Genomic DNA, 24,814 nt, shown 5'->3' on the forward strand with positions numbered 1-24,814 from the left:
GTCAGTCTTGATCCGCGCTGGCGAGACGAACCAGCGCATCGCCGGTCAGCCGATAGAACACCTTCTTCGGATAGGTGGCAGCGCCGAGGCCATCGTAGAAGCGCAGCAAAGCCGCGTCGTCGGCATCGGCCGTCCAGTCGATGCGTCGGTGCCCGCGCTCCACTGCCAGCTCGGCGAGCGCCGTCATCAATTTGCGGCCGAGCCCGGCACCGCGGGCTGCATCGGCGACGTAGATTTCCTTGAGGAAGAAGCCGCTCTTCAGGCCCGGACCCGGATAGAGATTGCAGGCGGAGGCGAAGCCGAGCACCGCCGCGCCCTTGACCGCGATCAGGATATCGACGCCGGCCGGCAGAGCCGCGAGGCCCGCAAGAATCTCCTCGGTAGCCGGGCACGGCACGCTGTAATGCCCTTGCATCTCGACCATCAGCGCTGTCAACGCCTCATGGTCTTCGGGCCGCAGCAACCGGATCGCGGTCTCGCTCATGGCCGGTCGCCTCAGTGGATCAGCGACCAGACGAAGCGGCTGGCGACGAAAAGCAGGAACAGGCCGAAGGCGATCTCGAGGCGGCGCTTGGAGAGCCGATGAGCGAGGCTGGCACCGATCGGGGCGGTCCAGATCGAGGTCGGGATGAACAGGATCATGCCGATCAGCGAGACATAGCCGAGCGAAAGCGGCGGCAACGTGCCCAGGGCCATCTGCGGCCAGCCGGCATAGATGAAGCCGAGCGCGCCCGGGATCGAGATCAGCACGCCCAAGCCCGATGACGTCGCGACCGCCTGATGGATCGGCCGGCCGTAGAAGGTCATGAACAGGCTGGAGAGCTGGCCGCCGCCGATACCCATCAGCGCCGAGAGCACGCCGATGATACCGCCATAGGCCACCATCAGCGGCTTGCCGGGCATATCCTCGCCGAATTTCCAGCGATCGGCGGCGAAGAGCAGGCGCAGCGCCGAGATCGTGGCGACCACGACGAAGACGATCTTGAAGAGATCGGCCGGTGCGAAACGGGCGATCCAGCTTCCGGCGAGGACGCCGACGATCACGGGCACGGCCCAGACCTTGAGGATCGAGAGATCGACCAGCCCCTTGGCGCGGTGGGCGTTGAAGGAGCGAATCGACGTCGGGATGATAATCGCGAGCGAGGTGCCGACGCTGAGCGGCATGCGCACCTCCTCCGCCACGCCGATGACGCGGAAGATCTCGTAGAGCACGGGCACGATGACCGCGCCGCCACCGACGCCGAAGACGCCAGCGAGAAGGCCGGTGACCGCGCCGGCCAGCACGAGCGAGACGGCGAGGAAGGCGAGATCGCCGATGGGGATGCCAGCAAACATGACGAGAGATCCGGTGAAGCCGCCCGATCTCTCGGCGATTTGGCCGGCGGGGGCAAGATGCCACCCCCGCATAGCCGTTGCGTGTAGCAAGACCCTGGGGCTGCCGCGCTTCGATGGAAACGCGGGTCATCCCGGACGGAGCGAAGCGAAGATCCGGGATCCATGCCTGAACCTTGATCGGCGACGTTCCGGCATGGCCCCCGGGCCAAGCCCGGGATGACCGTGCGCTTCCTTGCAGAAACGGCACGCTTTCGTCTTGTCCGCCCCAGCGGCCTCAGCCGCGCGCGGTGTCGAGGATCGGAGCGAAGCCGCCATAGACGACTCGCTTACCATCGAAAGGCATCTCCATCGCCGCCATGCGCGGATCCGACATCATCTTGCCCCAGGCGGCGGCGCGCACCTCTCGGGAGGGCCATTCGACCCAGCTGAAGACCACCGTCTCGCCGGCCTGCGCCTTCACCGCGCCCTTGAAGTCGGTGAGCTTGCCGTCCGGCACATCGTCGCCCCAGGCATCGACCACGCGACGGGCGCCGTATTCCTTGAACAAGGCCGCGTGCCCGGCGGAGAAATCGCGGTAGGCCGCCTTGCGCTCGTCAGGCACGGCGACGAGGACACCGTCGAGATAGCCCATCGCGCCGCCCTCGCCTTCGTCGAGAATCGGGGCGAAGCCGCCATAGATCATGCGCTTGCCGTCGAAGGGCATGGCCTCGCCCATCGCCTTCATGCGCGGATCGCTCATGATCTTCTCGTTGGCGGCGTCGCGCGTCGCCCGGTCGGGATATTCGAACCAGGAGAAGACCACGACCTCGTCCGGCGTCGCCTTCACGGCGCCCTTGAAGTCGGTCACCTTGCCGTCCGGAACATCGTCGCCCCAGGCCTCGACATGGCGCCTGACGCCGAATTCCTTGAACAGCGGCGCCGCGTCGGCCGCCTGCTTGCGGTACTCTTCCTTGTTCGCGGCGGGCACCGCCACGACGAAACCATCGACGTAAGCCATTGCATATCTCCCTGTTCGCGGCTGCATCGGCAGCAGCTCGATAAATGTTGATATCAACACGACAGACCCGGAATGGGTCCGCAAAATCGTTCTCAATCGCAGCGGGAGCTCACGGCGAGCTCAGGCTGGAAACTCGCCGCGCCCAGAGGCTTGCTGGGATAGCGGTCATGATGGCGGACCCAATCCATGATTCCGACCTCGTTGCGCCCCTTCGGGGTCATGTCGAGGAAGTTATGGGCGCCGATCAGGAGGTCGCCGCCGCGGGCATAGGTCGAGTAGGTGTGGAAGATCTCGCCGGCCTCGTTGCGATAGAAGACGCTGAAGCCCGGCATCTCGCCGCTCTGCCCGTCATGCATCGCGTAATTGTACTCGTAGCGGCCCGCCGCCTTCTCCTCCGCGCTCGGCGAGACATGGAAGTCGTGGTTGAAGTCGCTGTTGGCCGAGGAGACCCAAGGGAAATCCCAGCCCATGCGGTGCCGGAAATTCTGGAACTCGGCGTAAGGGGCGCGCGAGACCACGACGAGGCTGACATCGTGATGCCTCAGGTGCCGGTTGGCGCCGTCGAAATGATCGGCGAGAAACGAGCAGCTCGGGCAGCCCTCCCGGGCACCCGGCCCGAACATGAAGTGGTAGATGATCAGCTGGCTGTTGCCGGCGAAGAGATCGCCCAGCGACAGCGCCCCATCCCATCCCTCGAAGGTGTAATTCTTCCCGATCCTGACCCAGGGCAGCGCGCGCCGCTCGGCCGACAGGGCGTCGCGCCGGCGTGTCAGCTCCTTCTCATTGGCGAGGTGCAGCTTGCGCGCGGCAAGCCACTCCTCACGGGATACGATCCTGTGTTCCATCGTCTCCTCTCCTCCAATTTCCGCCGGCTCCGGGCCGGCGGCTTCTTCGGCGCGGCGCGGATCATGCCGCGGCGCGCGTTCGCTCAGGCGAAATAGGCCTCGAGCTTGACCATGGTGCCCGTCCAGCCATGGGTGTGGCCGCGGACGGCGGCATCGTCGGCGAGCTTCTCGTGCAGGAGCGTCAGGATCGTGCCCTCGCCATCCGGCTTGAGCGTGACGGTGACGCGCGAGACCCGCTCGGGCGTGGTGATCCAGGACCAGCTGAAGACGAGGCGCTCATTCTCGACGACCTCGAGATAGCGGCCGAGAACCTCGTGGCGCTCGCCGGTGTTTTCGATCATCACGACGCGATAGGCACCGCCGACGCGCGGATCGATCTCCGCCTCCTGCGCCACGACATTCTCCGGTCCGAACCAGCGCACGAGCAGGTCCGGGTCGGTCCAGGCCTGGTAGACCTCGGCCGGCGAGGCATTGAGGCGGCGCTTCATCGTGAGGCTGGGTGTCACCGGTTGATGCATATGCCCTCTTCCCTCTCCCGCCCTCTAGCCTCTTGGCTCTTCAGCCTCTTGGCGTTTTTTGTCCCGGCTCTTCAGCCTTCACCCTTGCGCCGCGCTTCGAGCAGCGCTTCCAGCGCATCCAGGCGCTCGGTCCAGAACCGCTGATAGCGCGCCAGCCAGCCCATCGCCTCCTCCATCGGCTCCGCATTCAGGTGGCAGGACACGGTGCGCCCCGCCTTGGTCCGCGTCAGCAGCCCGGCATCCGAGAGGACGTCGAGATGCTTCATGATGGCCGGGAGCGAGACCGGAAACGGCTTCGCCAGCTCGCTGACCGACAGCCCGTCCTCCCGCTCCAAGCGCGCCAGCAAGGCCCTCCGCGTCGGATCCGCCAGGGCAGAGAAGGTTCGATCGAGCTGCGCGTCCTTAAACTTAACCATTAAGTTAAGTGTAAGCAGCCAAGACATCGCGTGTCAAGTCGGGCTTTCGGACGTGCCGGCTGGCTGTTGGGAAAGGCGAAGTTTGCCGCAGTTAAAGATAGTGACCGCAATCCTGTGACGCGATCTGGGCGCAGCCCTTCAACGCCGCCAATCTCGGCGCGAGGGTGCTGATCAATGACTCGGGGCCGAGCTCCGGCAAGATCAAGGCGATGGTCGAGAGCGGCACTGTCACCTGAGACGTCTGCGACCGCACTGTGCTGGCCTCGATCGAGCTCGGCCGCCAGAACCTGCTGGAGAAGGTCGACTGGTCGATCGCGTCGCAGGACAAGGTCTGCGCCGCGCATCGCTCGGACTGGGGCGTCGGCGCCTATCTCTATTTCTTCGTGCTGACCTACGACGCCAAGGCGTTTAAAGGCCCGGCGCCTAAGAACTGGAAGGACTTCTGGAACGTCAAAGAATTCCCAGGCAAGCGCACGCTCCGCAACAATATCGAGAGCATGCTGGAGGCGGCGCTGCTCGCCGACGGCGTCAGCCGCGACAAGATCTACCCGATCGACGTCGACCGGGCGCTCGCCAAGGTCAAGGAGATACAGCCGCACACCATCTTCTGGACAATCGGCGCGGAGAGCCAGGTGAGCTGCTCGGTGACCTTGCGGGTGATGACCTGCGTGTCGCGCGCCTCCTCGTCGTCGATGATTTCGCCTTTGCCGCGCGAGGCGAACATGCCTTCGGTCGACTCGCGCACGATCACGAAGTCGATGTCTTTCCAGCGCTCATGGGTGAGAATGGCCGGCGTGCCGGGAATGGCGCGGATCGGCCGAACGCCGGCATAGAGGCCAAAGGCTATCCGCATGTCGAGCTGCGGCGCGATCTCGGTCCCGTCCGGAAAGCGGATGTCCGGCCAGCCCATCGCTCCGAACAGGATGGCGTCGGCCTTGCCGGCACGCTCCAGCCCGTCCTTGGGCAGGATGGCGCCGGTCTCCTTGTAATGATGGGCACCGCCGGGAATGTTCTCTTGGCGAAAGGACAGGTCGAAGCGTTTCTCGACCGCGTCCAGCACGATGGCCGCAGCCTCCATGACTTCGATGCCGATGCCTTCGCCGGGCATCACGGCAAGATGGAATGAGTTCGACGTCATAGCCTCTGGATTCCGTGTCGTTCGATGATGCTGGTGAGCTCGAGACCGCCGCGCTTGCGATGCTCGTGGTAGATTTCGCGGGCGCGCTCGACATTCCCGGCGAGGATGGCCTCGACCACGGCGCGGTGCTCGGCGGTGGACTGGACCGGCAACGGCCGCAGCGAGAGCGTGAACATGCGTGCGCGATGCGCCTGGTCCCAGACCTGCATGATCATCGCCGCCAGGCGCTTGTTGCCGCAGAGGCGCGCGAGATGGAGGTGGAAGGCTTCGTCGGCCGCGGCCCAGGCCTGCAGGTCGGGCGTGCCCTCCAGCGCTGATTCCATCGCATCGCAGGACGTTATCAGATGGGCGAGCTCCGCCCTATCCGGCCTGCGCCGGGCCAGAAGCTCGACGGCGGTCGGTTCGAGCGACATGAGCACTTCGTAGATCTCACGCATGTCGCCGGGCGAAAGCGCCGAGATGCGCACGCCATGGCGCGGCACGATCTCGAGCAGCCCCTCCTGCTGCAACCGCACGAAGGCCTCGCGAACCGGTGTCCGCGAAGCGTCCAGCTCGGCCGCGATCTCGCTCTCGAGGATCTGCGCGCCTGGCGGATAGCGATTGTCGAGGATGTGCTGCTTCAGCTGCCCATACACAGCATTCGTCGAGCGCCGGGCGGGCTCGAACGTGTCCGGCGTGGCTTTGAGCTGTCCGCGTTCTCAACTGCTCTCCGGTTGCCGTGGCTGAGGCCGCCGATACCAGCAAACACGATCCATCCGGCCGCGGGGAGCGATGCCCACCTTGTCACTCCAAGGCTGCCAAATTTCGCCTCGCGGTGGACTTCGCCATATCGTGCCGAACTCCATCGGCCCGGTGATCGTTATCATTGCCGTAGATGTTGGGCCGCGAGATCTCGCTTTCCAGCTTATCGTTTCCCGGGATTGGAGTGGTCCCGCCCACGCCTGAGCGGTGAGCAATGATCGCCGAAGGCAGGGAGAAGTTCGATACGAGGTGGCGCGCGGTTTGCCGGGAATAGCCATCCTGTCGGAGGGGACATCGTGGCGGGGCGGGCTCACTTTGCGCATCCGGATGGAGTGCGCCCCTGCGGGTAGACAGGATCAGGCTGCGGATTTGACCGTTAGCCGGGCGTGTTGATCCTCGAACTGCTGCGGGCTGAGATAGCCGAGAGCTGAGTGCAGTCGGCTGGCGTTGTAGACGTGATCGATGAAGCGTGGAAGGTCGGCAGCGACATCCTCGAAAATCTCATAGGCCATGGGATAGACGGCTTCGACCTTGAGCGTCTTCATGAAGCTTTCCGCTTTGGCGTTATCGTAGGGATTGCCGCGGCGCCCCATCGATCCGACGAGACCGTGTTCAGCAAGAGCTTCCCGATAACGCCCCGCAGCATATTGCGATCCGCGGTCGGTGTGGTGGACGCAGCCGGGCGACGGTTTTCGCTTTTCGAGGGCGGAGCGCAGGGCCGCCAGCGTCAGCCTGACGTCGATCGAGCGGCCGATGGCATATCCGACGACCTTGCGTGACCAGGCGTCGAGGATCACGGCAACGTAGACGAAGCCGGCAGCGATCGCGACGTAGGTTCTTTAATTGATCGCCTGCGCTTGGTGATATTGTAGCTGTGATCGGTCGACTGCAAGGTTCTTTTCGAAGTCGTCTCTGGCGAGCGCTTCATCTCGGCATCCAAGGCTTCGACGTCCCGAAGGTGATATTCGCGATGCACAAGGTGCTCGCACGTAGATCGCACGGGATCAGTCGACTGCCTGCCGCCTCAACCGACACGGCAACAATGGCAGGCGCGGTTCAGGGCGCCTGTGTTGTTTCGGATCAGGCCTCCTGCAGCTTGAAGGTGGTACCGTCGCGCCAGATGGCATGCATGATCACGGCGAGTTTTCGCGCCAAGGCAACGACCGCTTTCTTATGGCTGGTGCGCTTTTTCAACGCCGTCGCCCAGTCCTTCAGTCCCTGCCCGCTGACCGCCTTCGCGCGGCATAGCAGGCTGTTGGCGGCCTCGTACAGTACGGTGCGCAACATCTGGTCGCCACGTCGTGAGATGCGGCCACCATAATCCATTTCGCCGGACTGGAAGCGGCGCGATGTCAGTCCAGCATAGGCGCCCACCGAGCGGGAGCGACGAAACCGCGCGGGATTGTCGATGGTCGCGACGAACGTCACAGCGCTGACCGCTCCCACCCCTGGGATACTCATGAGGCGTCGGCAGGCCTCGTCCTCGCGCGCATGTCTCAGCATGGCTTTTGACAGTTGGGCGACCTGACGCAGTGCCTCGGTACGGATCCGGAGCAACGGCAGGATGATGTCCGTCAGCATCGGCGCGCGCGCCACGGCGTCGGCCGTGCGCTGTTCGAAGGTGCGAAGATGTCTCGGAAACACCACGCCGAAGCTGGCCAGCAGCCCCCTGATCGTATTCTCGACGTTCATCCGGGTCTTGATCGCAACCTCCCGAGCCCGGAGCAGTGCGCGGCGCTCCTGAGCGTCCTGGCTCTTTACGATGACCTTGCGATAAAAGCCGGTACGGGCAAGGTCGGCCAGCATCGCGGCATCGTTGGCGTCGGTCTTGTTGTGCATCTGGCTGAGCACCGCATGTGCCTGGCGCGCATCAACGCACACGATCGGCACACCGCGACCGGCGAGCTCATGATAGAGCCAGTTCGCCATGCGGCCAGTCTCCATCACGACCGTGACAATTGGCAACCCGCTGGCCGACAACGCGTCGGTGATCGCATCGGCGTCCGTCGCCTTCTTGGTTGTCAAAACCGATCTGCCGTCGTGATCCCGGATACAGATCGCCGTCTCGTCCTTCGAAACGTCCAGTCCTGCAAAGTAGCGTTCCATCATGCTCTCCTCGCTTCGGCAGCCTCAGCATGGCGTCGGAAAGGGGGAGCGATCAATTACGCCGAGTGATGTCGGCCACCCAGAGCTGGTTCGGCCCATCCGGCACGATATCCTTCGCCAGGTTCGGGAAGATCGGCAGTTCGTGAACGCTATCGGTGATGGCGATGTAGCGCCGGCGCCGACGCGGCTGAAGACCATGCTCGCGCATCAGGCGTCGGATTTTCTTATCATTGACGACAAAGCCGCGGTGCCGCAGCGCTGCCTGCATCCGGCGGTAGCCATAGGCCTCGAAACTGTCGGAGATTGCCGCCATCGTCTCGACGAGCGCCGTGTTGTCGATGCTGGTGGCCGGCTTGTCGTAATAGGTCGAGCGCGCGATCCTCCATTAGCCGACATCCTTCTGCAACGGAGATGCCGCGGGGCCGGTGACGACGGATGTAGTCGCGCTTCTCGGCCGCGGTCCGTGCTTCAGAGCCCCCTTTAGGAACTCGATCTCCAGGGTCTGTCTGCCGACCAATCACTCCAGCGCCGCGATGCGCGCCTCGTAGGCCTCGATCGTATCGGCGGCGGCGGCCTCGTCGTCAAAGGCGCCGGCCTCGAACTTCTGGATCCAGATGCGGATCAGGTTGCGCGACAGATCATGTCGTCGGGCGAGGCTGTGAAGCGTCTCGCCCGCCAAATAATCCTGCGCCACCTGGCGCTTGAACTCGACGCTGTGGGAACGATGTCGAACCATGGGCTTTCATCCTTCGAAAGCCCAGCTCCCCGGTCAATTGCTCGTCGTCGCCATGTCCGCCTCAAGGGGCGCACTCCACTCCTGGCCGGCGGGCAGGTCCGACATTCTTGAATTAGAGCAGTCTGCGCCCGGCGAGGTACCGCATCAGATGCGAGGCGCCATAGGTCCAGGGCGCGCATTCATCGGTTCGCTTCATCCGGTTGACGAGGCTGCCGAGCTCCGGCGCGGCGATGGTGACGATGTCCCCGTATTTATGGGTGAAGCCGCCGCCGGGCGCGTCGCGATCCTTGATCGGCGCGAACATGGTCCCGAGGTAGAGCGCGGCTCCGTCCGGATACTGATGATGCGGGCCGATCATCTGCGCGGCGAGATCGGCGGGGTCGCGGCTGATCCTGGCGATTGATGACGAGCCTTCCAGCCGGAAACCGTCCTCGCCCTCGACCGTCAGCGTCACCGTGGTCTTGCGGACATGGTCGAGCGTGAAACCGGCATCGAACAGGCGGATGAAGGGACCGACCGCGGCGGCGGCATTGTTGTCCTTGGCCTTGCCGAGCAGCAGGGCCGAGCGGCCCTCGACATCGCGCAGGTTGACGTCGTTGCCGAGCGTGGCGCCCACGATGCGTCCGTCCGAGGCGACGACCAGCACGATCTCGGGCTCGGGATTGTTCCAGCTCGAGGCCGGATGCAGGCCGGCATCCGCCCCGGTGCCGACCGTCGACATCGGCGGAGCCTTGGTGAAGATCTCGGCATCCGGCCCGATCCCGACTTCGAGATACTGGCTCCAGGCGCCCTGCTTGATCAGGACGTCCTTGAGATGCATCGCCTCGGGCGAGCCGGGCTTCAGTTTCGATAGGTCGTCGCCGATGAGCATGCCGATCTCGGTACGGATCGTTGCAGCCGCGGCCGGGTTGCCGCGTGCCTTCTCCTCGATCACGCGCTCCAGCATCGAGACCGCGAAGGTGACGCCGGCCGCCTTCACCGCCTGCAGGTCGAGCGGCGAAAGCAGCCAGGGGCGCTTCGGGTCGCGGCCATCCACCGGCGTGTTGGCGAGGACCTCCGCGAGCGAGCCGATCGCCTCGCCCTGAGCTGCGCGCAGCGCGGCGGCCGGATCGGCGCTTTCGCAGAGGTCGCGACTGGTCGTGAAGCTGCGGGTCACGTCGATGACCTGCCCGTCGCGCAGCGTCGCCACGGAGGGGCCGCCCAGATCGGGGCGCCAGACGCGACCGGCCAGCACGGCGGCGGAAGCATCCTTCGGCAGGGTCGCGGCGACGGAGAGATCGAGGATGGGCATGGTCACCAGTATGTTGAACAGCAAAGAACAAGGCGGCGCCAGTAGAGGCAGCTAAGCGCCTAATCCGCCCATCAGCATGTACTTGATCTCGACGAACTCATCCATGCCGTGCAGCGAGCCCTCTCGGCCGAGGCCGGACTCCTTGACGCCGCCGAAGGGGGCGACCTCGGTGCCCAGGATGGCCGAATTGATGCCGACCATGCCGTATTCCAGCTCCTCGGCGACGCGGAAGGCGCGGCCGAGATCCTTCGAGTAGAAATAGGCGGCGAGGCCGAAGGGGGTGTCGTTCGCCATCGCGACGACCTCCTCCTCGGTCTTGAAGCGGTAGACCGGCGCGACGGGGCCGAAGGTCTCTTCATTGGTCACCAGCATCTTCGTGGTGACGCCCGACAGCACGGTCGGCTCGTAGAAGGTGCGGCCGAGCGCGTGGCGGTGGCCGCCGACGACGACCTTGGCCCCGTTGCTGACCGCATCGGCGACGTGACGCTCGACCTTCTCCACCGCGCGTTCGTTGATCAGCGGGCCTTGGACGACGCCGACCTCGGTACCGTTGCCGACCTTCATCTTGGCGACCTCGCCGGCGAACTTCGCGACGAACTCGTCATGGATGCCGTCCTGCACGAACAGGCGGTTGGTGCAGACACAGGTCTGGCCCATGTTGCGGAACTTGGCCGCGATGGCGCCCTGCACGGCGGCGTCGACATCGGCATCGTCGAAGACGATGAAGGGCGCGTTGCCGCCGAGCTCCAGGCCGACCTTCTTCACGGTCGTGGCCGCCTGCTGCATCAGCAGCTTGCCGACCGGGGTTGAGCCGGTGAAGCCGATGAAGCGCACCGCCGGATGCGAGGTCATCACCTTGCCGATGGCGACCGCATCGCCGGTGACTGTGTTTCGGCGTGCAAGTTTGACCCCATGAGGCGGGGGATCGGCGTCCAACTTTGACCCCCTTGAGCCGGTTTCGGTGAGACTGTCCGTCCTGGTTTCGGATGGGCGGGCGGGGGATGAAGGGCGTGGATACGATTGCGCGGATCCGGCGCGAGTTTTCGATCCGCGGGAAGACGATCAAGGAGATCGCCCGCGAGCTGCACGTCTCTCGGAACACGGTGCGCAAGGTGCTGCGCTCTGGCGCGACGTCGTTCGAGTATGAGCGGAAGGTTCAGCCGCAGCCGAAGATAGGGCCCTGGCGCCCTGAGCTGGATCGGCTTCTGATGGCGAACGACGGCAAGCCGGCCCGCGAGCGCCTGACGCTGATCCGTCTTTTCGAAGAGCTGCGGGATCTCGGCTACGAGGGCGGATACGATGCCGTTCGTCGCTATGCGCGAGGCTGGCGCCGCGAGCAATCCGCCGTCACAGCCGACGCCTATGTGCCTTTGAGCTTCGCGCCCGGCGAGGCCTACCAGTTCGACTGGAGCCACGAGATCGTCGTCATCAATGGCGCCACGACCCAGGTGAAGGTGGCGCATGTCCGGCTTTGTCACTCGCGCATGCTGTTCGTACGGGCCTATCCGCGCGAGAGCCAGGAGATGGTCTTCGACGCCCATGACCGCGCCTTCGCCTTCTTCAAGGGCGCCTGCACGCGCGGCATCTACGACAACATGAAGACCGCTGTGGAGACGATCTTCGTCGGCAAGGAGCGGGCCTATAACCGCCGCTTCCAGCAGATGTGCAGCCACTATCTGGTCGACCCTGTCGCCTGCACGCCAGCCTCGGGCTGGGAGAAGGGGCAGGTCGAGAACCAGGTCGGGCTCGTGCGCGAGCGCTTCTTCGCCCCGCGCCTGCGGGTCAAGAACTACGACGAGTTGAACGCCTGGCTGCTGGATCAGGTGCTTCGCTACGCCAAGGCCCACCGCCATCCGGAGCAACGTGACCGCACAATCTGGGAGATGTTCGAAGCCGAGCGCCCGAGCCTGGTGCCTTACGCGGGGCGGTTCGACGGCTTCCACTCACTGCCAGCCTCGGTGTCGAAGACCTGTCTCGTGCGCTTCGACAACAACAAGTACTCGGTCATCGCGAGTGCGGTCGGGCGCCCCGTCGAGATCCGCGCCTATGCCGATCGGATCGAGCTGCGCCAGGACGGGCGTATCGTCGGCGAGCATCCCCGCTGCTATGGCCGCGACCAGACCATCTACGATCCCTGGCACTATGTCCCGGTACTGGCTCGCAAGCCGGGCGCCCTGCGGAACGGAGCGCCCTTCAAGGACTGGGTCTTGCCCGGTGCGATCGACCGGGTCCGGCGCAAGCTCGCGGCCGTTCAAGACGGCGACCGGCAGATGGTTGAGATCCTCACCGCGGTGCTGAGCGACGGATTGTCCGCCGTCGAAGCCGCCTGCGCGGATGCTCTGCGGCAAGGCGTCCACTCCGCCGACGTGATCATCAACATCCTGGCCCGGCGCCGCGAGCCGGCGGCAGCGATCACGATCATGACGCCCGATGCCTTGCGCCTGCACCATGAGCCTGCCGCCGATTGTGCCCAAGGCTGACCTTTCGCTTCGAATCTACGATCAAAATCGCAGGCTTGGCGGATTCGCCCCTGCTCTCTTAATCCAGACTGAGTAGGAGTCTGCGATCTTTTGAATGCAGCCTGCTTTCTCGCGCCGGCCGCATACTTACAAATGTTGCCGCGATGTTTGCGCCAGGAGCGGACTCTCGCTCGTTGCCCGGAAGCAGACGTTTTGCGGAGGATGGCCGAGAAGCGCGTCGCTAGGCGCGAATAGTCCTTTTTGCGACCGCCCATTGGGCCAGCGCCTCCTCATCGATCTCGACGCCGAGCCCCGGAGCCTCGGACAGGTTGTAGCTGTCTCCTTCGATCATGGGCCCTTGCCGAACGAAGCGGCTGCGCGCGGGTGGGTTGTCGTTCTCGTAGGATTCGAGGATCACAAAATTGGTCACCAGCGCCGCCAGCGTCACCGATGCGGCGATCGCAACAGGTCCGTGCGGATTATGCGGCACGACGCCGATATTGTAGGTCTCAGCCGCGTTGGCGATCTTGATCGCCTCGGTCAGCCCTCCGACGCGGATGATCGAGGGCTGCACCAGTCCGACAGCCTGCCGCTCCATGATCTCCGCGAATTGCCGGCGGGAATGCAGCCTTTCCCCGAAGGCGATGCGGGTCCGCGTGGCCGATGACAGCCGTGCCAGCGCGTCCGCGCTCTGGAACTCGGTCGGCTCCTCGACGAAGACGAGGTCGCAATCAGCCACGCTGGAGCAGAACTGCGCAGCCGAGGCCCAGTCGAGCCGGCGCCAGAGATCGACCATCAATCCGATCGACGGGCCGACGGCGTCGCGAACCGCCCGCACCTCCGCCACCGCTTTCGGCACGTCGTGCTGCCGAACGCGATACTGGAGCTGATCGGCGGTCCCGAACGGATACCATTTCAGGGCGGTGGCGCCGCGCGAAACCGCGTCCTGCGCCTTCCGGATCAGGTCCTGCGTCGATCGGTATCCGGCCCACCACTGATTCAGGTAGACGCCGACGCGATCGCGCACGGCGCCGCCGAGGAGCTTGTGCACCGGCAGGCCGTAAGCCTTGCCGGTGATGTCCCACAGCGCCTGGTCGATCGCGGCGAGAGCGGCCATGCTGCTGGCGCCCTCGCCCCAATAGACCTTGTCCTTGAGCAGTGCCCAATGCTTCGCGACCGCGGTCGGGTCTTGCCCCGCTATGGCGCGAAAGCCTTCCTCGATACCGGCGACGACAGACGGCCAGCGATGGTCGAGCGTCGCCTCACCGAAACCGACGATGCCCCGGTCGGTCTGGATGGCCGCGTAGAGGTAATGCTTGTTGGCATCCGCGAGCACATAGGTTCGCAATTCGGCGATCTTCATGGCCCGTCCCCTGCGCCTGCTCCGTGAGATTACCGGCCGGCCGCAGCCGTCACGATGATCTCGACGAGGACGTCCGGCGCGCCCATCTCGCATTGGGCCGTCGCGCGGGTCGGCGCGGCGTTCGGTGCGGTCCAGGCATTCCAGATCTCGTTCATGCCTTCGAAATCGCGCGCGAGGTCCTTGATCCAGATCTGCGCGGTCAGGACGCGGCTCTTGTCGGTGCCCGCCTTGGCAAGGAACTGCTCGATCTTTTCGAGCGTCTGCCGGGTCTGCCCCTTGATGTCCTGGCTGCGATCGTCGGCGGTCATGCCGCCGACATAGACGACGCCGTTGTAGACGACGACGCGGCTGCGGCGCGGATCGGTTTCGATGCGGACGATGTCGTTCATGGTCTTCTCCTCGTGGTGAAATGGGGGACGGGAATTCAGTCGACGAAGTCGCCGAGCATGACCGGCTTGATCGGCGCCCTGATGCGGTAGTAGCCCACGTCGTCAGGGCTGGCGCCGCGCGCCTCGGCGATGATCTCCGTCACCATCAATCCGCACAGACGCCCCTGACAGGGACCCATTCCGCAGCGGCCGAACGCCTTCGTCTGGTTCGGGCCGCGGCAGCCGAGCTCGACATAGCCGCGGATCTGCCCAGCCGCGACCTCTTCGCACCGGCAGACGATGACCGCAGGGTCACGCGGGATGCGGTTCGCATCGGCCGGCCGGTAGAGGCTGTTCAGGAAGCGCCGGATATGGCTTTGCCGTTCGAATAGAGCCAGCAGCGCCGCGCGCCGGCCGGCGTCGACGTCTTGACAGAAACGCTCGGCGATGGCGAGCGCCGACAGCCTTCCCTGGGTTGCCGAAGCCTGCGCGCCGACGATCGCCCGGCTGTCTCCTGCAACATAGATCGGCGTTTCGCCCAGCCGGCCCCAACGATCCGTCTCGGGCAACCAGCACAGCTGTTCGCCGTCCCAGCGATGGGCCGCACCCGTCGACCATGACAGCTGCGTATTCGGCACGACGCCCTGATGCAGCAGGACCAGCGAAGCAGGCAGCGTCACCCGCCGGCCGCGATGCAGAAAGGAGAGGCCCTCGGCTTGCCGCTCACCCTGGATCGCGAGATCGCTCGCGGCAGAATAGAACCTGACTCCGTTCCGGCGCAGCGTCGCGATCAGTTTGAGGCCCTTGGCGAGATCGCGCCAGCCGCGCACGGCACCGACACCGTGCCGTATGGCGCCCAGATAGCCCGACCCTGCCGTCGTATCGACGATGGCCGCGATCGTCACGCCGGCGCGGAGATATTGCCAGGCGAGGAGGTAGAGCAGCGGCCCGCAACCGGCTAGGACGACCGGCCCGCTGGGCAGCGCGCCGGAGCCTTTCAGCAGGATCTGCGCGGCGCCTGCCCCCAGGACGCCGGGAAGGGTCCAGCCCCTGATCGGAAACGGCCGTTCCATGGCGCCGCTGGCGAGCAGCACGGCCTTGCCGACGACCTGTCGCGATCTTCCGTCCGCGACGTAGTCCACGGCACCGTTCTGCGCGACGTTCCAGACGGTCGCTCCATGCAGATGCCCGGCACCGCTGTCGCGGAACTCGGCCGCGAGACTGCGCCCGGCCTCGTAATCCTTGCCGAGAACCGCGATGCGATCGGCGGGCGCGGCTTCGATATTGCGATAGATCTGCCCGCCGAGCGCCGGCTGTTCGTCGAGAACGATCACGGAGAGACCGAGCGCGCGCGCCTCGCAGGCCGCAGCCATGCCCGCCGGCCCGCAGCCGACGACGACGAGATCCGCCGCAGCGCTCATGGCTCTTCTCCGGGTCTGAATTCATCGAGATGGGCCGCACCGAGCTGGCGCGCGACGACCATCCCTTCGTGGACGGGAATCAGGCAGCTTTGCCGCGCCGGCACCCCGTCGATCTCGACGAGACATTCAAAGCAGACGCCCATCATGCAGTAAGGCGCGCGCGGAACACCGCCGACGACGCTCGACCGGAATTCCCTGACGCCGCCGACGAGCAGGGCCGCGGCAACCGTGATGCCGGCTGGAACCCGCAAGGGCGTGCCCTCGAAGACGATCGTGACCGAGGCGTCGGCCGGCGCGTCCGGCACGGTGAAGAGCGGTTCAATGGTCATGGGAGAAGCTCGCGTCGGCGTCCAGGAAGCGATCGCCGGTGAACACCTCGAACCCGGCCGGCACCTGCGAGAGACCGGCCATCCAGGGGCCGACGACGTAGCAATGGGCCGCCGCGAGCGTGACGCCGCTATGGCTGGTGGCGAGGAAGGCCCCCGGGCAGGACGCCGATTCCTGGTAGATCGGGTAACCGTCCGGAGTCAGCGGCCGCAGGGCGCCCCACGCCCGGACAAGGCGCGCGCGCGCCAGAGCCGGAAAGGTTTCGACCGCGCGGCGTGCCAGTATCTCGATCTTGTCGGTCGTCGTGCCGTCGTCGAGGCCGACATCCTCGGAGGTCGAACCGATCTGGACGCTGCCCTCCCGCGTCTGCCGGCACTTGTTCGTGGGGTAGTCGAGGAACGGCTTCAGCCGCTCGGTGATGAGAACCTGGCCGCGCGTGGATGCGATGGGGGCGTGCAGGCCGACCTGCGCGGCCAATCCGGCGTTGCCGAGCCCTGCCGCCAGCACGATCCGGTCGCTCTTCCAGCTCTGGCGATCCTGCGAGACCGCCTCGAAGGACCCGTTGGCGGGATCGTGCCTGATCTCGGCAATGTCGACGCCGGTGATCACATCCGCCCCGCGATGGCGAAGCGCGGCATGCAGGCCGCGCAGCAACATCAGGGGATTGGCGTGGCCGTCGAGCGGGCAGAAGCTCCCCCCCACCACGGCCGGCCCGATCCCGGGGAGATATTGCCGGAGCTCGGAGGGGTCCATCATCTTGAAGGGGATGCCGCCGACCTCGCGATCGATCCGTTCCAGAAGATCGGCGCGCGCCCTGACATCGGCATCGTCGAAGCCCAGCCAGAAGCCCCCCGGCTGTTCGAGACCGGCATCGACATCGGTCAGATCGACCAGTTCCTTCTGCAGGTTCGGCCAGAGCTTCAGCGCATCGCGGCTCCAGCTCGCGTAGCGGGGCATCTTGCCGCCCTTGCTCGAGACCCAGACCAGGCCGAAATTGCCGCGGGAGGCGCGAAACGCGGTATCTCCCTGGTCGAGAACGCGGACGCGCATTCCCGCCCGCAGCGCTCCGTAGGCAATGGCGGCCCCGACAAGCCCGCCCCCTACCACCGTCATCGTCTGGCTGCTCATGTCCGCAACTCCGGTCCAGGCCGGCTTTCGTCTCGAATTTCGGGCGCAACTGTCCTGCCGGCGCCGATCGGGCGACCGGTCGGGACGGTCGTTTCGGCTATTTCTTTCCGATGAGAACCCTGTCCAGGCCGACCATGCGGTCGAGGATGAACATGAAGGCCATCGTTCCCAGGATCAGGATGGTGGAGACCGACGTCGTCACCGGATCCGTGAGCTGGGATATGCGGTTGTAGAGCGCGACGGGCAGCGTCGTGGTTCCGGGCGTCGCGACGAAGATCGTCATCGTGACCTCGTCGAAGCTCTGGATGAAGGCGAGCACCCATCCCGCCGCGACGCCCGGCAGGATGAGCGGCAGGAGAATGCGGCGGAAGGCGACCGCTCGCGAGGCTCCGAGCGACCGGGCGGCCGTCTCCGCGTCACGTTCGAGCCCGATCACGGCGGCGAGCGTCAGCCGCAGCGAATACGGCACGACGGTGATCGCGTGAACGAGCACCAGGGCCACGAAGGAGCCGGTCCACTCCATGATCGAGAAAAAGCGCAGGAAGGCGACGCCGAGCACGACATGGGGGATCATCAGCGGCGACATCAGGAACGCCATCAACCCGTCGCGTCCGAAAAACCGATGACGGGCGATCGCGAGCGCCGCGGGCACCGCGACGATCGTCGCCAATGTCGCCGAGGCCAGACCGAGCCAGATCGACAGCCAGAACGCGCTGATCAGTTCCGGCGCCGCCAGGATTTCCCGGTACCAGCGCAGCGACATGCCGTCGAAGGGCATCGAAAGGTATTCCTTGTCGGAGAGCGAGACCAGCATCACCACGACCAGCGGTGCCAGGATGAACACGGTGAGCAGCGCATGGAAGACCAGCGCCAGCGGCCCGTTCCTTGAGATATCCCGGCCGCTCATGCGAACACCTGCTTGAAACGCCGCTCGACGAGCCGGTTGCAGCCGACGATGATCAGGATGTTGGCAAGCAGCAGGAGCACCGCGATCGCGGCTCCGAGCGGCCAGTTCAGCGAGTTGAAGAACTCGTCGTAGAGCGTGGTGGCGACGACCTTGACCCTGCGCCCGCCGATGATCGCCGGGGTGGCATAGGCCGATGCCGCCAGGGCGAAGACGATGATGGCTCCGGACAGGATGCCGGGCATCAGCTGCGGCAGCATGATGCGGCGGAAGGTGGTGAAAGGCCCCGCTCCGAGCGAGCGGGCCGCGTGCTCGATCTGCCCATCGAGGCACTGCATGGCGCTCCACACGGCAATGACCATGAAGGGCAGGAAAACATGGGTCAGGACGATGATGACGCCTGTCATCGAGAACAGCAGCCGGATCGGCTCGTCCACCAGGCCGAGCCCGCGAAGCGCCGTGTTCACCACGCCCTGGCTGCCGAGCAGCACCGACCAGCCCAGCGTGCGCACCACGACGGAGATCAGCAGCGGCCCGAGGATCACGACGAAGAAGGTGCCGCGCCAGACCGGCTTCATCTTGGCGAGGATCAGGGTCTCGGGCACCCCGAGGACGATGCAGATCAGCGTGACAGCGAGCGCCATCCCGCCCGTCCGCAGGAAGATTTCCCGGTAGTAGCCGTCGAGCAGGACTTCGAGATAGTTGCCGAAACCATAGCTCTGCTGGATGCCGCGCATGCCGTCGAAGGCGTTGAACGACAGGATCGCAGTCAGAACCAGCGGAATGGCCAGCAAGGCGAGAAAGAGCGCGAGAGCCGGCAGCGAGAGCAGCCAGGGCAGGCCGCGGCTGGTCTGGGGGGTCGTGCTAGCCATCGGAACGCTCCGTCGCGATGACGCGCAGATCCTCGGCGTTCCAGCTCACTCCGATCGTTTCCCCCTCCTCGGGCTGCACCGTCCCGGTATTCTGCTGGGTGATACGAAGCATGCCGAGTTCGGTCTCGATTTCGTAGATCCACGACCCGCCGAGGAACAGGCGGGTACTGACACGCCCCTGGAGGGTGGCCTGGTCCGGCGAGCCGAGGCGCAGGCGCTCCGGACGGACGAACACGGCGATGTTGGGCCCCGCGTGATCTTTCGCGACCTTGGTCCGGAACGAGGTCGGTCCGACCCGGACGGTCGCCTCGTCGGCGATCCGGCTTTCGATCCGTCCGCTCAGCACGTTCGTGTGCCCCAGGAAGCTCGAAGCGAATTGCGATGCCGGCCTGTCGTAGACCTCCTGCGGCGTGCCGAGCTGCGCGATCCCGCCATTCGTCATGACGGCGATCCGGTCGCTCATCGTCATCGCCTCGACCTGATCGTGGGTGACCAGGATCGCGGTGATGCCGAGCCGCCGCTGCAGGGAGCGAAGCTCGACATGCATCTCGCCGCGAAGCTTGGCGTCGAGATTCGACATCGGCTCGTCCAGCAGGAGAACCCGCGGACGGATGGCCAGGGCGCGGGCGATGGCGACACGCTGGCGCTGGCCACCGGACAGCTCGCTGGGATAACGCCCCTCGAGACCGGCCAGGCGGACCATCGCCAGGGCCTCTTCGACCCGTCGCTTCAGCTCACCGCGCTCGACCCGGCGCATCTCAAGGCCGAAGCCGATATTCTGGGCCACGGTCAAATGCGGAAAGAGCGCATAGCTCTGGAAGACGACGCCCATGTCGCGCTTCTCCGGCGCGATGCTGGTCAGGTCCTGCCCGTCGACGACGATGCTCCCCGTCGTCGGCGGAACGAAGCCCGCCACCATCTGCAAGGTCGTCGTCTTGCCGCAGCCCGATGGGCCGAGCAGCGAGAGGAATTCGCCTTCGTTCACATCCAGGTCCACGCCGCGAACGGCCTGGACCGGGCCATAGCTCTTCGACAGGGCGCGCAGAGACAAACTGCTCATTTCGATGGGCCTTCGCTTCGACGGCTGCGGAGATCGGGCGCTTGCGCCCTCATCTCTCGATCGTGCGGTTCCAGCGATTGGTCCACTCGGCGCGGTTCTTGTTGATCTCGCTCCACTTGACCGAGATCATCCTGCCGACGCGCTCATCGCCGTATGGGACCTGCGCGGCCAGCTTGTCATCCAGCCTGGTCTCGCGATTGGTGGGGCCGAAGCCTTCCGTGGCCAGCTTCGCCTGGATCTCGGGCGTGACGAGATATTGCAGGAAAGCCTGCGATGCTTCGGGAAGACTGTTCTGGACCACCGGGCAGGCGCCGAGCACGAGCGCAGGCGTCCCCTCCTTCGGATACACGAATTCCATCGGGAAGCCGGTGTTCTTCAGTGCGATCGCGCGGCTGCTGCCCCAAACGGCTACGTCGACATCGTTGTTCTGGAACATCTCGGCGAGCTTCGCGGGCGAGGAAGACCAGCTCAGGACGTTCGGCGCCAGCGATTTCCGGATGGAGTCGAAGCCGGGCTCGATATTGCTCTCGTCGCCGCCGTTGATGCGGGCGAACATCACGAGCGTATGGACCCCGTAGGTGCCGGACAGCGAGGAAGCGGTCAGGCGCCCCTCCAGCTTCCTGTCGGTCAGGTCCTTCCAGGAGGTCGGCGCCGGCCAACCCTTCTTCTTGTAGTTCGCCGCATTATAGGCGATGCCGGTCGCCACCAGCCCGACGCCGATGCCATTTCCGCCGAACTGGGCGAACGGATAGATATCCTTGTAGATCGGGGCGTCGCTCAGCTTGTCGCAATAGCCGAACTGGATCGCCTGATAGAGCGGCCCGTCATCGAAGATGGCGACATTGATCTCCTGCTTGCCGGCCTGAGCCTGCAGCTTCGCGACGATCTCGCTCGAAATCCCGGGAACGTAAGTAATCTTGACGTTATGCTTGGATTCGAACTCGGGAATGATCTGGCTTTGGAAGAGTTTCTGCGTGCTGCCGCCGGGTCCGGCGACATACATGGTTTGCTGAGCCAATGCGGGGGAAGCAAAAGCCAGGGTTCCCGCCAGCAACAGATTACGAAATCGATTCATGACCCCTCCGAATTTTTTATCTGATCTGAGATGCGGCGCGCGCTCCTCCCGCACCACGATCTCATGAGCAGGCAGGCTATGAACCGCCTGTCATTAGAGCAAATAGAAATACACCGGGGGTCTATGCAGTTATGATATAGGCTTCGCCTTCCGCCGCCGCGGATTTCCAGGCCCCGTTCCGGGAGCGGATTGACGCCCGTCCCGGCGCGGTTTTCGCTATTTTTCGCCGCGTTCCCGCACAGCCGAGAGGGCTGCCTTCTCCTCCATCGTCACGGCCTTGAGGATCTCGATGAAGCTGGCGACCAAACGGTTTTCCGGACGCCCCTTCGGATAGATCAGCAAGGCTTCATGCTTGATCGAGGGGCGGAAGGGGCGCATGACGACGCCCAGATGCCGGTAGTCCTGCGCCGCCAGCGGATTGACGATCGCCACGCCGAGCCCTTGTGCGACCAGCGAGCAGGTGATCGTACTGAACGGCGTTTCCAGGGTGATGCGCCGATCGATTCCGGCCTTCGAGAACACCTCGTCGACGTTCGAACGGCCGTGGTCGTTCTGCGCGAAGGAGATATAGGGCTCGTCGGCGAGATCGGCCGGGCGCACCGCCGCCTTGCCGGCCAGGCGATGCTCCGCCGGCATCAGGCAGACCCCATCGACGCTGTAGAGCTCCTCGCTGGAAAACCCGTAATTCTCATAGAGATGCGATACGATTCCGACATCGCAGGACATTTCATCCACCCATTGCGACACAGCCGCCGAATGTCCCGCATGAATCGAAATGCCGGTTTCCGGATAGATTTCCGCAAACCGCTTGATCGAGCGCGGGATCAGGCCATGGGCCAGGGTCTGGATCGATCCGATCCGCAGAAGGCCTCCGCCAAACCGACGAATCCGGTTTGCCGCCTCCTCCAACCGCCGAAGGCCGTGGAAGCTGCGCTGAACCTCGTTGAAGAACGACAAGCCGTCCGTCGTCGGCACGACCTTTCCCGGCATTCGCTCGAACAGCTGTAACCCCGCGGCCTTTTCCAGTTGCGCGATCGAGCGGCTCACATTCGGCTGCGACGTGTGGAGAATCCGGGCGGCGGCCGTGGTCGAGCCGGTGATCATGACGGCGCGAAAGGCCTCGATGTGAGAAAACCGCACTCCTTCGCGCTCCCTCAAAGCACTCGGCATCCGGATCTGCTCGTCCTTGGCGACATGGCGGATGCCATCATTCGCGACACCGTGCCGTCTGCCTGGATCGAGCGCAACGGTGCTGATGACGTTGAACGCCATTTCGTTCCGACTGAACCGGGCCGCGCTCGCGCGGGCGAATTATCGCCCGCGGCTGGCTAGCGCCATAAGCCGACTTTGGCGCCTTGCCTGAAAGCAGGTATTCGAAACAGCTGATCTGCACGAACGTTTCGCAAGATCCGATTGGGGGACGCTCACCGATGGTGAGCGTCCCAGAGCCCAACGCGAGCCTACATCGCAGGAAGGACCGCGATATCCCTGGCAGCAGTACCGAGACCCGTGACCTTGCCCAGCGCAGTCGCCTTTCCGGTCGCCAGATCGACCTTGTGCAGCGCGCCGTCAGCCAGGAGCCAGCCGGTGTTAGTGCCATCGGCCGTCGTTTCGATGTCGAACGCGATCGCCTTCGGAGTGATTCCGAGCTTGCCGACCGCGCCCAGCACGCCATCATTGGGCGGCGCCTGCTTGATCAAGCCGCCCATCTTGCCGTCGATGTCGTAGAGGGCCGTCTCCTTCGTGCCCTTGACCGAGTTGGTGTAGGCGCCGGCCACGATCACGGGGGCCTCGCCCTTGTGCATGTCGGTCTCGGCGAATTTCAGCTTGCCGTCGACCGTGGTCTTGCCGTCGTCGACATTGACGCGAAGGTTCGTGCCGTCGGAGCCGATCACCCGCAGCCGGTCGGCAGCCGGATTGAAGTCGACCGTAGCCATGGCGCCGGCTGACAGCACGGTGTCCATCTTCGACTTCATCGTGGCCTTGCCAGCCTTGTCGATTATATAGATCGTGCCGTCGACGCCAAGCGCGTAGAGCATGCCGTCGGCCGGCCTGACATCGATACCGGCGATCTTGCCGGCGATGCCGGTGACCTTCATCGACTTACCGGCTTTGAGGGTCGCAGTATCGACCAAGGTGAGCGTGTCATCGCCGGTCAGGGCTGCGAGCATGGCAGCCTGTGCGGCAAATCCGCTGCCGAGCAGCGTGGAAATGACGAGGGCGAAACGGATCGTCTTGGTCATCTTGTCCTCCGGTTCTGTCATGCGCCGCGGCCTGGATACCTGCTGGCGGCGCGCGTGCCGGATAGCGTTGAGACAAGGCATTGGATGCGCTCGAAAAAATAAAGCTGCTCGGGTGCATCCATCATGGCGCGGGCGGCGTAACCTCCCGTCGTGCCGCCCATCCGGGGCGGCCGAGTCCAGGGATGCCGTATGGCCGTCAATGCCGCGCAATCACAGGGAGCAGGCATCGAGCAGGCGCTGGCGGCCTGTGCTGGCGGCGATAAAAACGCCCTCCGGCGCATCTACGACCAGGAATGCCCGCGTATGATCGGTGTGGCGCAGCGCATGCTGAAGCGCCGCGCCCTGGCGGAGGAAGCGGTGCAGGACAGTTTCATCCTGATCTGGCGGCATGCGGGACGCTTCGATCCGCAACGCGGTTCAGGCCTGTCCTGGATCTACGCCATCCTGCGCAACCGTACGCTGTCGATCCTGCGCGACGAACGGCGGATGGAGACCGATGAAAGCCTGATTGGTCACGAGGCCGCCAGCGAGGAGGATGATCCCGAGACCGTGATCGCGAAGCTCTCCGATGCCAAGGCATTGCGCGGCTGCCTGGAAACCCTGCCGGCTCCCCGTCGCGGCATGGTGCTGCTCGCCTTCGTGCAGGGGCTGAGCCATGGCGAGATCGCTGGCAGGCTCGGCATGCCGCTCGGGACGGTGAAATCCTGGATCCGCCGATCCCTGATCGCACTCAAGGAGTGCCTTGGATGACGCAGGAACCCGACCGCGAGATCCTTGCTGGAGAATATGTGCTCGGCCTGCTCGATGGCGCTGAGAAGGAGGCCTTCGAGCGGTGGATGGCGGGTGACGCAAAGCTGGATGCCGCGGTAACCCGCTGGCAGACGCGGCTGGCGCCGATCGACGCAACCGCACAAATGGTCGCGCCATCTGCCGGGCTCTGGCAGCGCATCGAGAGCGGCCTTGACCGCGCGCCCGCTCCAAGCCCGGCCGTGGCTGCACGGCCCGCGCTCGGCGTGAGGGTCTGGCAGTGGTGGGACAGTCTCTGGCTCTGGCGCGGGGCCGCTTTGGCCGGCGTTGCCGCCGCGCTCCTGCTGGCTTTCGGGCTCGTTGCGGCCCTTGACCGTGCGCGTCGCCAACCCGTGATGGTCGCCGTTCTGCTCACCGAGACCAATGTCGCAGCGGCCGTCGTGAATACGTTCGCCGATGGGCGCGTCGAGTTGCTGCCGCTTCAGGATATCGCCGTGCCGCAGGGACGTGCGCTGGAAATCTGGACATTGTGGGACCGTGCAGCCGGGCCGCGTTCGGTTGGCCTCATCGACCGGGCGCGCGCCGTGCCCCTGCGATTGGACAACCTGCCGCTTGGCGCTGACCAGCTCTTCGAGATCACGGTGGAACCTGCCACCGGTTCTCCCACGGGGCGCCCGACCGGCCCGATCGTCGCGAAGGGGCTGACCACGCGGCGCCTCTAGAA

The 24,814-nt window shown here is 65.1% G+C and carries 27 protein-coding genes and 2 pseudogenes; 4 read left to right on the top strand and 25 right to left on the bottom strand.

The genetic code is table 11. From position 1 onward, the window contains the following. Position 1: 1 nt before the first annotated feature. The 6 genes from AC6RIC_RS18705 to AC6RIC_RS18730 all read right to left on the bottom strand — a co-directional run bounded on the left by AC6RIC_RS18705 (position 2) and on the right by AC6RIC_RS18730 (position 4,042). On the bottom strand, positions 2 to 484 hold the full coding sequence (locus tag AC6RIC_RS18705; protein WP_499733448.1) for a GNAT family N-acetyltransferase: 483 nt from the start codon (positions 482 to 484) through the stop codon (positions 2 to 4). 11 nt (positions 485 to 495) lie between these two features. Beyond that, entirely contained in the window at positions 496 to 1,335 is an 840-nt protein-coding gene (locus AC6RIC_RS18710) for a sulfite exporter TauE/SafE family protein (protein WP_454657630.1), read from the bottom strand. 274 nt (positions 1,336 to 1,609) lie between these two features. After that, entirely contained in the window at positions 1,610 to 2,332 is a 723-nt protein-coding gene (locus AC6RIC_RS18715) for a DUF1428 domain-containing protein (protein WP_499733449.1), read from the bottom strand. 92 nt (positions 2,333 to 2,424) lie between these two features. Beyond that, on the bottom strand, positions 2,425 to 3,177 hold the full coding sequence (locus AC6RIC_RS18720; RefSeq protein ID WP_454657632.1) for a DUF899 domain-containing protein: 753 nt from the start codon (positions 3,175 to 3,177) through the stop codon (positions 2,425 to 2,427). A gap of 83 nt (positions 3,178 to 3,260) precedes the next feature. Further along, the gene (locus AC6RIC_RS18725) at positions 3,261 to 3,683 is read right to left on the bottom strand and encodes an SRPBCC family protein (RefSeq protein WP_499733450.1); all 423 of its coding nucleotides are present in this window, start codon (positions 3,681 to 3,683) and stop codon (positions 3,261 to 3,263) included. An 83-nt stretch (positions 3,684 to 3,766) separates the two neighbouring features. Then, on the bottom strand, positions 3,767 to 4,042 hold the full coding sequence (locus AC6RIC_RS18730; protein ID WP_492283974.1) for an ArsR/SmtB family transcription factor: 276 nt from the start codon (positions 4,040 to 4,042) through the stop codon (positions 3,767 to 3,769). 323 nt (positions 4,043 to 4,365) lie between these two features. Between AC6RIC_RS18730 and AC6RIC_RS18735 the strand changes: the two are divergent. Then, positions 4,366 to 4,668, top strand: a pseudogene (locus AC6RIC_RS18735) (extracellular solute-binding protein); the annotation flags it as partial. Here the strand turns inward: AC6RIC_RS18735 and AC6RIC_RS18740 are convergent. From AC6RIC_RS18740 to AC6RIC_RS18775, 8 genes and pseudogenes are all read right to left on the bottom strand, one after another. Continuing rightward, on the bottom strand, positions 4,656 to 5,249 hold the full coding sequence (locus tag AC6RIC_RS18740) for an isocitrate/isopropylmalate family dehydrogenase (protein WP_499733451.1): 594 nt from the start codon (positions 5,247 to 5,249) through the stop codon (positions 4,656 to 4,658). The pseudogene AC6RIC_RS18735 and the gene AC6RIC_RS18740 sit on opposite strands and share 13 nt — an antisense overlap. Beyond that, the gene (locus tag AC6RIC_RS18745) at positions 5,246 to 5,884 is read right to left on the bottom strand and encodes a GntR family transcriptional regulator (RefSeq protein WP_499733452.1); all 639 of its coding nucleotides are present in this window, start codon (positions 5,882 to 5,884) and stop codon (positions 5,246 to 5,248) included. Before AC6RIC_RS18745 ends, AC6RIC_RS18740 begins: the two co-directional genes overlap by 4 nt. 462 nt (positions 5,885 to 6,346) lie before the next feature. Next, a complete protein-coding gene (locus tag AC6RIC_RS18750) occupies positions 6,347 to 6,787 on the bottom strand; it encodes a transposase (protein WP_499733453.1) in 441 nt (146 codons plus the stop codon). A gap of 283 nt (positions 6,788 to 7,070) precedes the next feature. After that, on the bottom strand, positions 7,071 to 8,099 hold the full coding sequence (locus AC6RIC_RS18755; RefSeq protein WP_499733454.1) for an IS110 family RNA-guided transposase: 1,029 nt from the start codon (positions 8,097 to 8,099) through the stop codon (positions 7,071 to 7,073). Positions 8,100 to 8,148: 49 nt separating this feature from the next. Then, positions 8,149 to 8,409 carry an IS3 family transposase gene (locus tag AC6RIC_RS18760; protein WP_499733455.1) on the bottom strand — a complete coding sequence of 87 codons (261 nt, stop codon included), beginning with the start codon at positions 8,407 to 8,409 and terminating at the stop codon, positions 8,149 to 8,151. Positions 8,410 to 8,613: 204 nt separating this feature from the next. Continuing rightward, positions 8,614 to 8,832 carry a transposase gene (locus AC6RIC_RS18765; protein ID WP_499733456.1) on the bottom strand — a complete coding sequence of 73 codons (219 nt, stop codon included), beginning with the start codon at positions 8,830 to 8,832 and terminating at the stop codon, positions 8,614 to 8,616. Positions 8,833 to 8,944: 112 nt separating this feature from the next. Next, positions 8,945 to 10,123, bottom strand: coding sequence for a fumarylacetoacetate hydrolase family protein (locus AC6RIC_RS18770; RefSeq protein ID WP_499736625.1), 1,179 nt, complete (start codon positions 10,121 to 10,123; stop codon positions 8,945 to 8,947). 51 nt (positions 10,124 to 10,174) lie between these two features. Then, positions 10,175 to 11,014 (bottom strand): annotated as a pseudogene (locus tag AC6RIC_RS18775) (aldehyde dehydrogenase family protein); the annotation flags it as partial. Between the two features lie 110 nt (positions 11,015 to 11,124). Between AC6RIC_RS18775 and istA the strand changes: the two are divergent. Beyond that, positions 11,125 to 12,603, top strand: coding sequence for an IS21 family transposase (gene istA, locus AC6RIC_RS18780; RefSeq protein ID WP_499733457.1), 1,479 nt, complete (start codon positions 11,125 to 11,127; stop codon positions 12,601 to 12,603). 220 nt (positions 12,604 to 12,823) lie between these two features. On the opposite strand, the gene AC6RIC_RS18785 is transcribed toward istA, so the two are convergent. The 11 genes from AC6RIC_RS18785 to AC6RIC_RS18835 all read right to left on the bottom strand — a co-directional run bounded on the left by AC6RIC_RS18785 (position 12,824) and on the right by AC6RIC_RS18835 (position 23,343). Then, positions 12,824 to 13,945, bottom strand: coding sequence for a mandelate racemase/muconate lactonizing enzyme family protein (locus tag AC6RIC_RS18785; RefSeq protein ID WP_499733458.1), 1,122 nt, complete (start codon positions 13,943 to 13,945; stop codon positions 12,824 to 12,826). A 29-nt stretch (positions 13,946 to 13,974) separates the two neighbouring features. Next, entirely contained in the window at positions 13,975 to 14,334 is a 360-nt protein-coding gene (locus AC6RIC_RS18790; protein WP_454032631.1) for a RidA family protein, read from the bottom strand. A gap of 35 nt (positions 14,335 to 14,369) precedes the next feature. After that, a complete protein-coding gene (locus AC6RIC_RS18795; RefSeq protein ID WP_499733459.1) occupies positions 14,370 to 15,734 on the bottom strand; it encodes an FAD-dependent oxidoreductase in 1,365 nt (454 codons plus the stop codon). Next, the gene (locus tag AC6RIC_RS18800) at positions 15,731 to 16,063 is read right to left on the bottom strand and encodes a (2Fe-2S)-binding protein (RefSeq protein WP_499733460.1); all 333 of its coding nucleotides are present in this window, start codon (positions 16,061 to 16,063) and stop codon (positions 15,731 to 15,733) included. Before AC6RIC_RS18800 ends, AC6RIC_RS18795 begins: the two co-directional genes overlap by 4 nt. Continuing rightward, positions 16,053 to 17,189 carry an NAD(P)/FAD-dependent oxidoreductase gene (locus tag AC6RIC_RS18805; protein WP_306224560.1) on the bottom strand — a complete coding sequence of 379 codons (1,137 nt, stop codon included), beginning with the start codon at positions 17,187 to 17,189 and terminating at the stop codon, positions 16,053 to 16,055. Before AC6RIC_RS18805 ends, AC6RIC_RS18800 begins: the two co-directional genes overlap by 11 nt. Positions 17,190 to 17,286: 97 nt before the next feature. Further along, on the bottom strand, positions 17,287 to 18,081 hold the full coding sequence (locus AC6RIC_RS18810) for an ABC transporter permease (protein WP_142115850.1): 795 nt from the start codon (positions 18,079 to 18,081) through the stop codon (positions 17,287 to 17,289). A gap of 11 nt (positions 18,082 to 18,092) precedes the next feature. Further along, positions 18,093 to 18,965: an ABC transporter permease gene (locus AC6RIC_RS18815; RefSeq protein WP_499733461.1), complete on the bottom strand. Its 873-nt coding sequence runs from the start codon at positions 18,963 to 18,965 to the stop codon at positions 18,093 to 18,095. Continuing rightward, on the bottom strand, positions 18,958 to 20,025 hold the full coding sequence (locus AC6RIC_RS18820) for an ABC transporter ATP-binding protein (RefSeq protein ID WP_499733462.1): 1,068 nt from the start codon (positions 20,023 to 20,025) through the stop codon (positions 18,958 to 18,960). Before AC6RIC_RS18820 ends, AC6RIC_RS18815 begins: the two co-directional genes overlap by 8 nt. Positions 20,026 to 20,074: 49 nt before the next feature. After that, a complete protein-coding gene (locus tag AC6RIC_RS18825) occupies positions 20,075 to 21,100 on the bottom strand; it encodes an ABC transporter substrate-binding protein (RefSeq protein WP_499733463.1) in 1,026 nt (341 codons plus the stop codon). Between the two features lie 216 nt (positions 21,101 to 21,316). Then, complete coding sequence (locus tag AC6RIC_RS18830) at positions 21,317 to 22,372, bottom strand: LysR substrate-binding domain-containing protein (protein WP_499733464.1); 1,056 nt, start codon at positions 22,370 to 22,372, stop codon at positions 21,317 to 21,319. A 188-nt stretch (positions 22,373 to 22,560) separates the two neighbouring features. Further along, on the bottom strand, positions 22,561 to 23,343 hold the full coding sequence (locus tag AC6RIC_RS18835) for a DUF4394 domain-containing protein (protein ID WP_499733465.1): 783 nt from the start codon (positions 23,341 to 23,343) through the stop codon (positions 22,561 to 22,563). Between the two features lie 189 nt (positions 23,344 to 23,532). Between AC6RIC_RS18835 and AC6RIC_RS18840 the strand changes: the two genes are divergently transcribed. Both AC6RIC_RS18840 and AC6RIC_RS18845 read left to right on the top strand, forming a co-directional pair. After that, a complete protein-coding gene (locus AC6RIC_RS18840) occupies positions 23,533 to 24,093 on the top strand; it encodes a sigma-70 family RNA polymerase sigma factor (RefSeq protein WP_499733466.1) in 561 nt (186 codons plus the stop codon). Further along, entirely contained in the window at positions 24,090 to 24,812 is a 723-nt protein-coding gene (locus tag AC6RIC_RS18845) for an anti-sigma factor (protein WP_499733467.1), read from the top strand. The genes AC6RIC_RS18840 and AC6RIC_RS18845 overlap by 4 nt, the downstream gene beginning before the upstream one ends. Positions 24,813 to 24,814: the final 2 nt, after the last annotated feature.

The organism is Allobosea sp. TBD101 (genome assembly GCF_059817965.1).

What these genes read in the sequence shown, in the direction of transcription:
- AC6RIC_RS18820 (WP_499733462.1), bottom strand. Translation starts at nt 20,025, where the DNA reads ATGAGCAGTTTGTCTCTGCGCGCCCTGTCGAAGAGCTATGGCCCGGTC.
- AC6RIC_RS18720 (WP_454657632.1), bottom strand. Translation starts at nt 3,177, where the DNA reads ATGGAACACAGGATCGTATCCCGTGAGGAGTGGCTTGCCGCGCGCAAG.
- AC6RIC_RS18755 (WP_499733454.1), bottom strand. Translation starts at nt 8,099, where the DNA reads ATGATGGAACGCTACTTTGCAGGACTGGACGTTTCGAAGGACGAGACG.
- AC6RIC_RS18785 (WP_499733458.1), bottom strand. Translation starts at nt 13,945, where the DNA reads ATGAAGATCGCCGAATTGCGAACCTATGTGCTCGCGGATGCCAACAAG.
- istA (WP_499733457.1), top strand. Translation starts at nt 11,125, where the DNA reads ATGAAGGGCGTGGATACGATTGCGCGGATCCGGCGCGAGTTTTCGATC.
- AC6RIC_RS18835 (WP_499733465.1), bottom strand. Translation starts at nt 23,343, where the DNA reads ATGACCAAGACGATCCGTTTCGCCCTCGTCATTTCCACGCTGCTCGGC.
- AC6RIC_RS18740 (WP_499733451.1), bottom strand. Translation starts at nt 5,249, where the DNA reads ATGACGTCGAACTCATTCCATCTTGCCGTGATGCCCGGCGAAGGCATC.
- AC6RIC_RS18805 (WP_306224560.1), bottom strand. Translation starts at nt 17,189, where the DNA reads ATGAGCAGCCAGACGATGACGGTGGTAGGGGGCGGGCTTGTCGGGGCC.
- AC6RIC_RS18795 (WP_499733459.1), bottom strand. Translation starts at nt 15,734, where the DNA reads ATGAGCGCTGCGGCGGATCTCGTCGTCGTCGGCTGCGGGCCGGCGGGC.
- AC6RIC_RS18765 (WP_499733456.1), bottom strand. Translation starts at nt 8,832, where the DNA reads ATGGTTCGACATCGTTCCCACAGCGTCGAGTTCAAGCGCCAGGTGGCG.
- AC6RIC_RS18760 (WP_499733455.1), bottom strand. Translation starts at nt 8,409, where the DNA reads ATGGCGGCAATCTCCGACAGTTTCGAGGCCTATGGCTACCGCCGGATG.
- AC6RIC_RS18830 (WP_499733464.1), bottom strand. Translation starts at nt 22,372, where the DNA reads ATGGCGTTCAACGTCATCAGCACCGTTGCGCTCGATCCAGGCAGACGG.
- AC6RIC_RS18790 (WP_454032631.1), bottom strand. Translation starts at nt 14,334, where the DNA reads ATGAACGACATCGTCCGCATCGAAACCGATCCGCGCCGCAGCCGCGTC.
- AC6RIC_RS18705 (WP_499733448.1), bottom strand. Translation starts at nt 484, where the DNA reads ATGAGCGAGACCGCGATCCGGTTGCTGCGGCCCGAAGACCATGAGGCG.
- AC6RIC_RS18845 (WP_499733467.1), top strand. Translation starts at nt 24,090, where the DNA reads ATGACGCAGGAACCCGACCGCGAGATCCTTGCTGGAGAATATGTGCTC.
- AC6RIC_RS18825 (WP_499733463.1), bottom strand. Translation starts at nt 21,100, where the DNA reads ATGAATCGATTTCGTAATCTGTTGCTGGCGGGAACCCTGGCTTTTGCT.
- AC6RIC_RS18840 (WP_499733466.1), top strand. Translation starts at nt 23,533, where the DNA reads ATGGCCGTCAATGCCGCGCAATCACAGGGAGCAGGCATCGAGCAGGCG.
- AC6RIC_RS18770 (WP_499736625.1), bottom strand. Translation starts at nt 10,123, where the DNA reads ATGCCCATCCTCGATCTCTCCGTCGCCGCGACCCTGCCGAAGGATGCT.
- AC6RIC_RS18800 (WP_499733460.1), bottom strand. Translation starts at nt 16,063, where the DNA reads ATGACCATTGAACCGCTCTTCACCGTGCCGGACGCGCCGGCCGACGCC.
- AC6RIC_RS18715 (WP_499733449.1), bottom strand. Translation starts at nt 2,332, where the DNA reads ATGGCTTACGTCGATGGTTTCGTCGTGGCGGTGCCCGCCGCGAACAAG.
- AC6RIC_RS18815 (WP_499733461.1), bottom strand. Translation starts at nt 18,965, where the DNA reads ATGGCTAGCACGACCCCCCAGACCAGCCGCGGCCTGCCCTGGCTGCTC.
- AC6RIC_RS18710 (WP_454657630.1), bottom strand. Translation starts at nt 1,335, where the DNA reads ATGTTTGCTGGCATCCCCATCGGCGATCTCGCCTTCCTCGCCGTCTCG.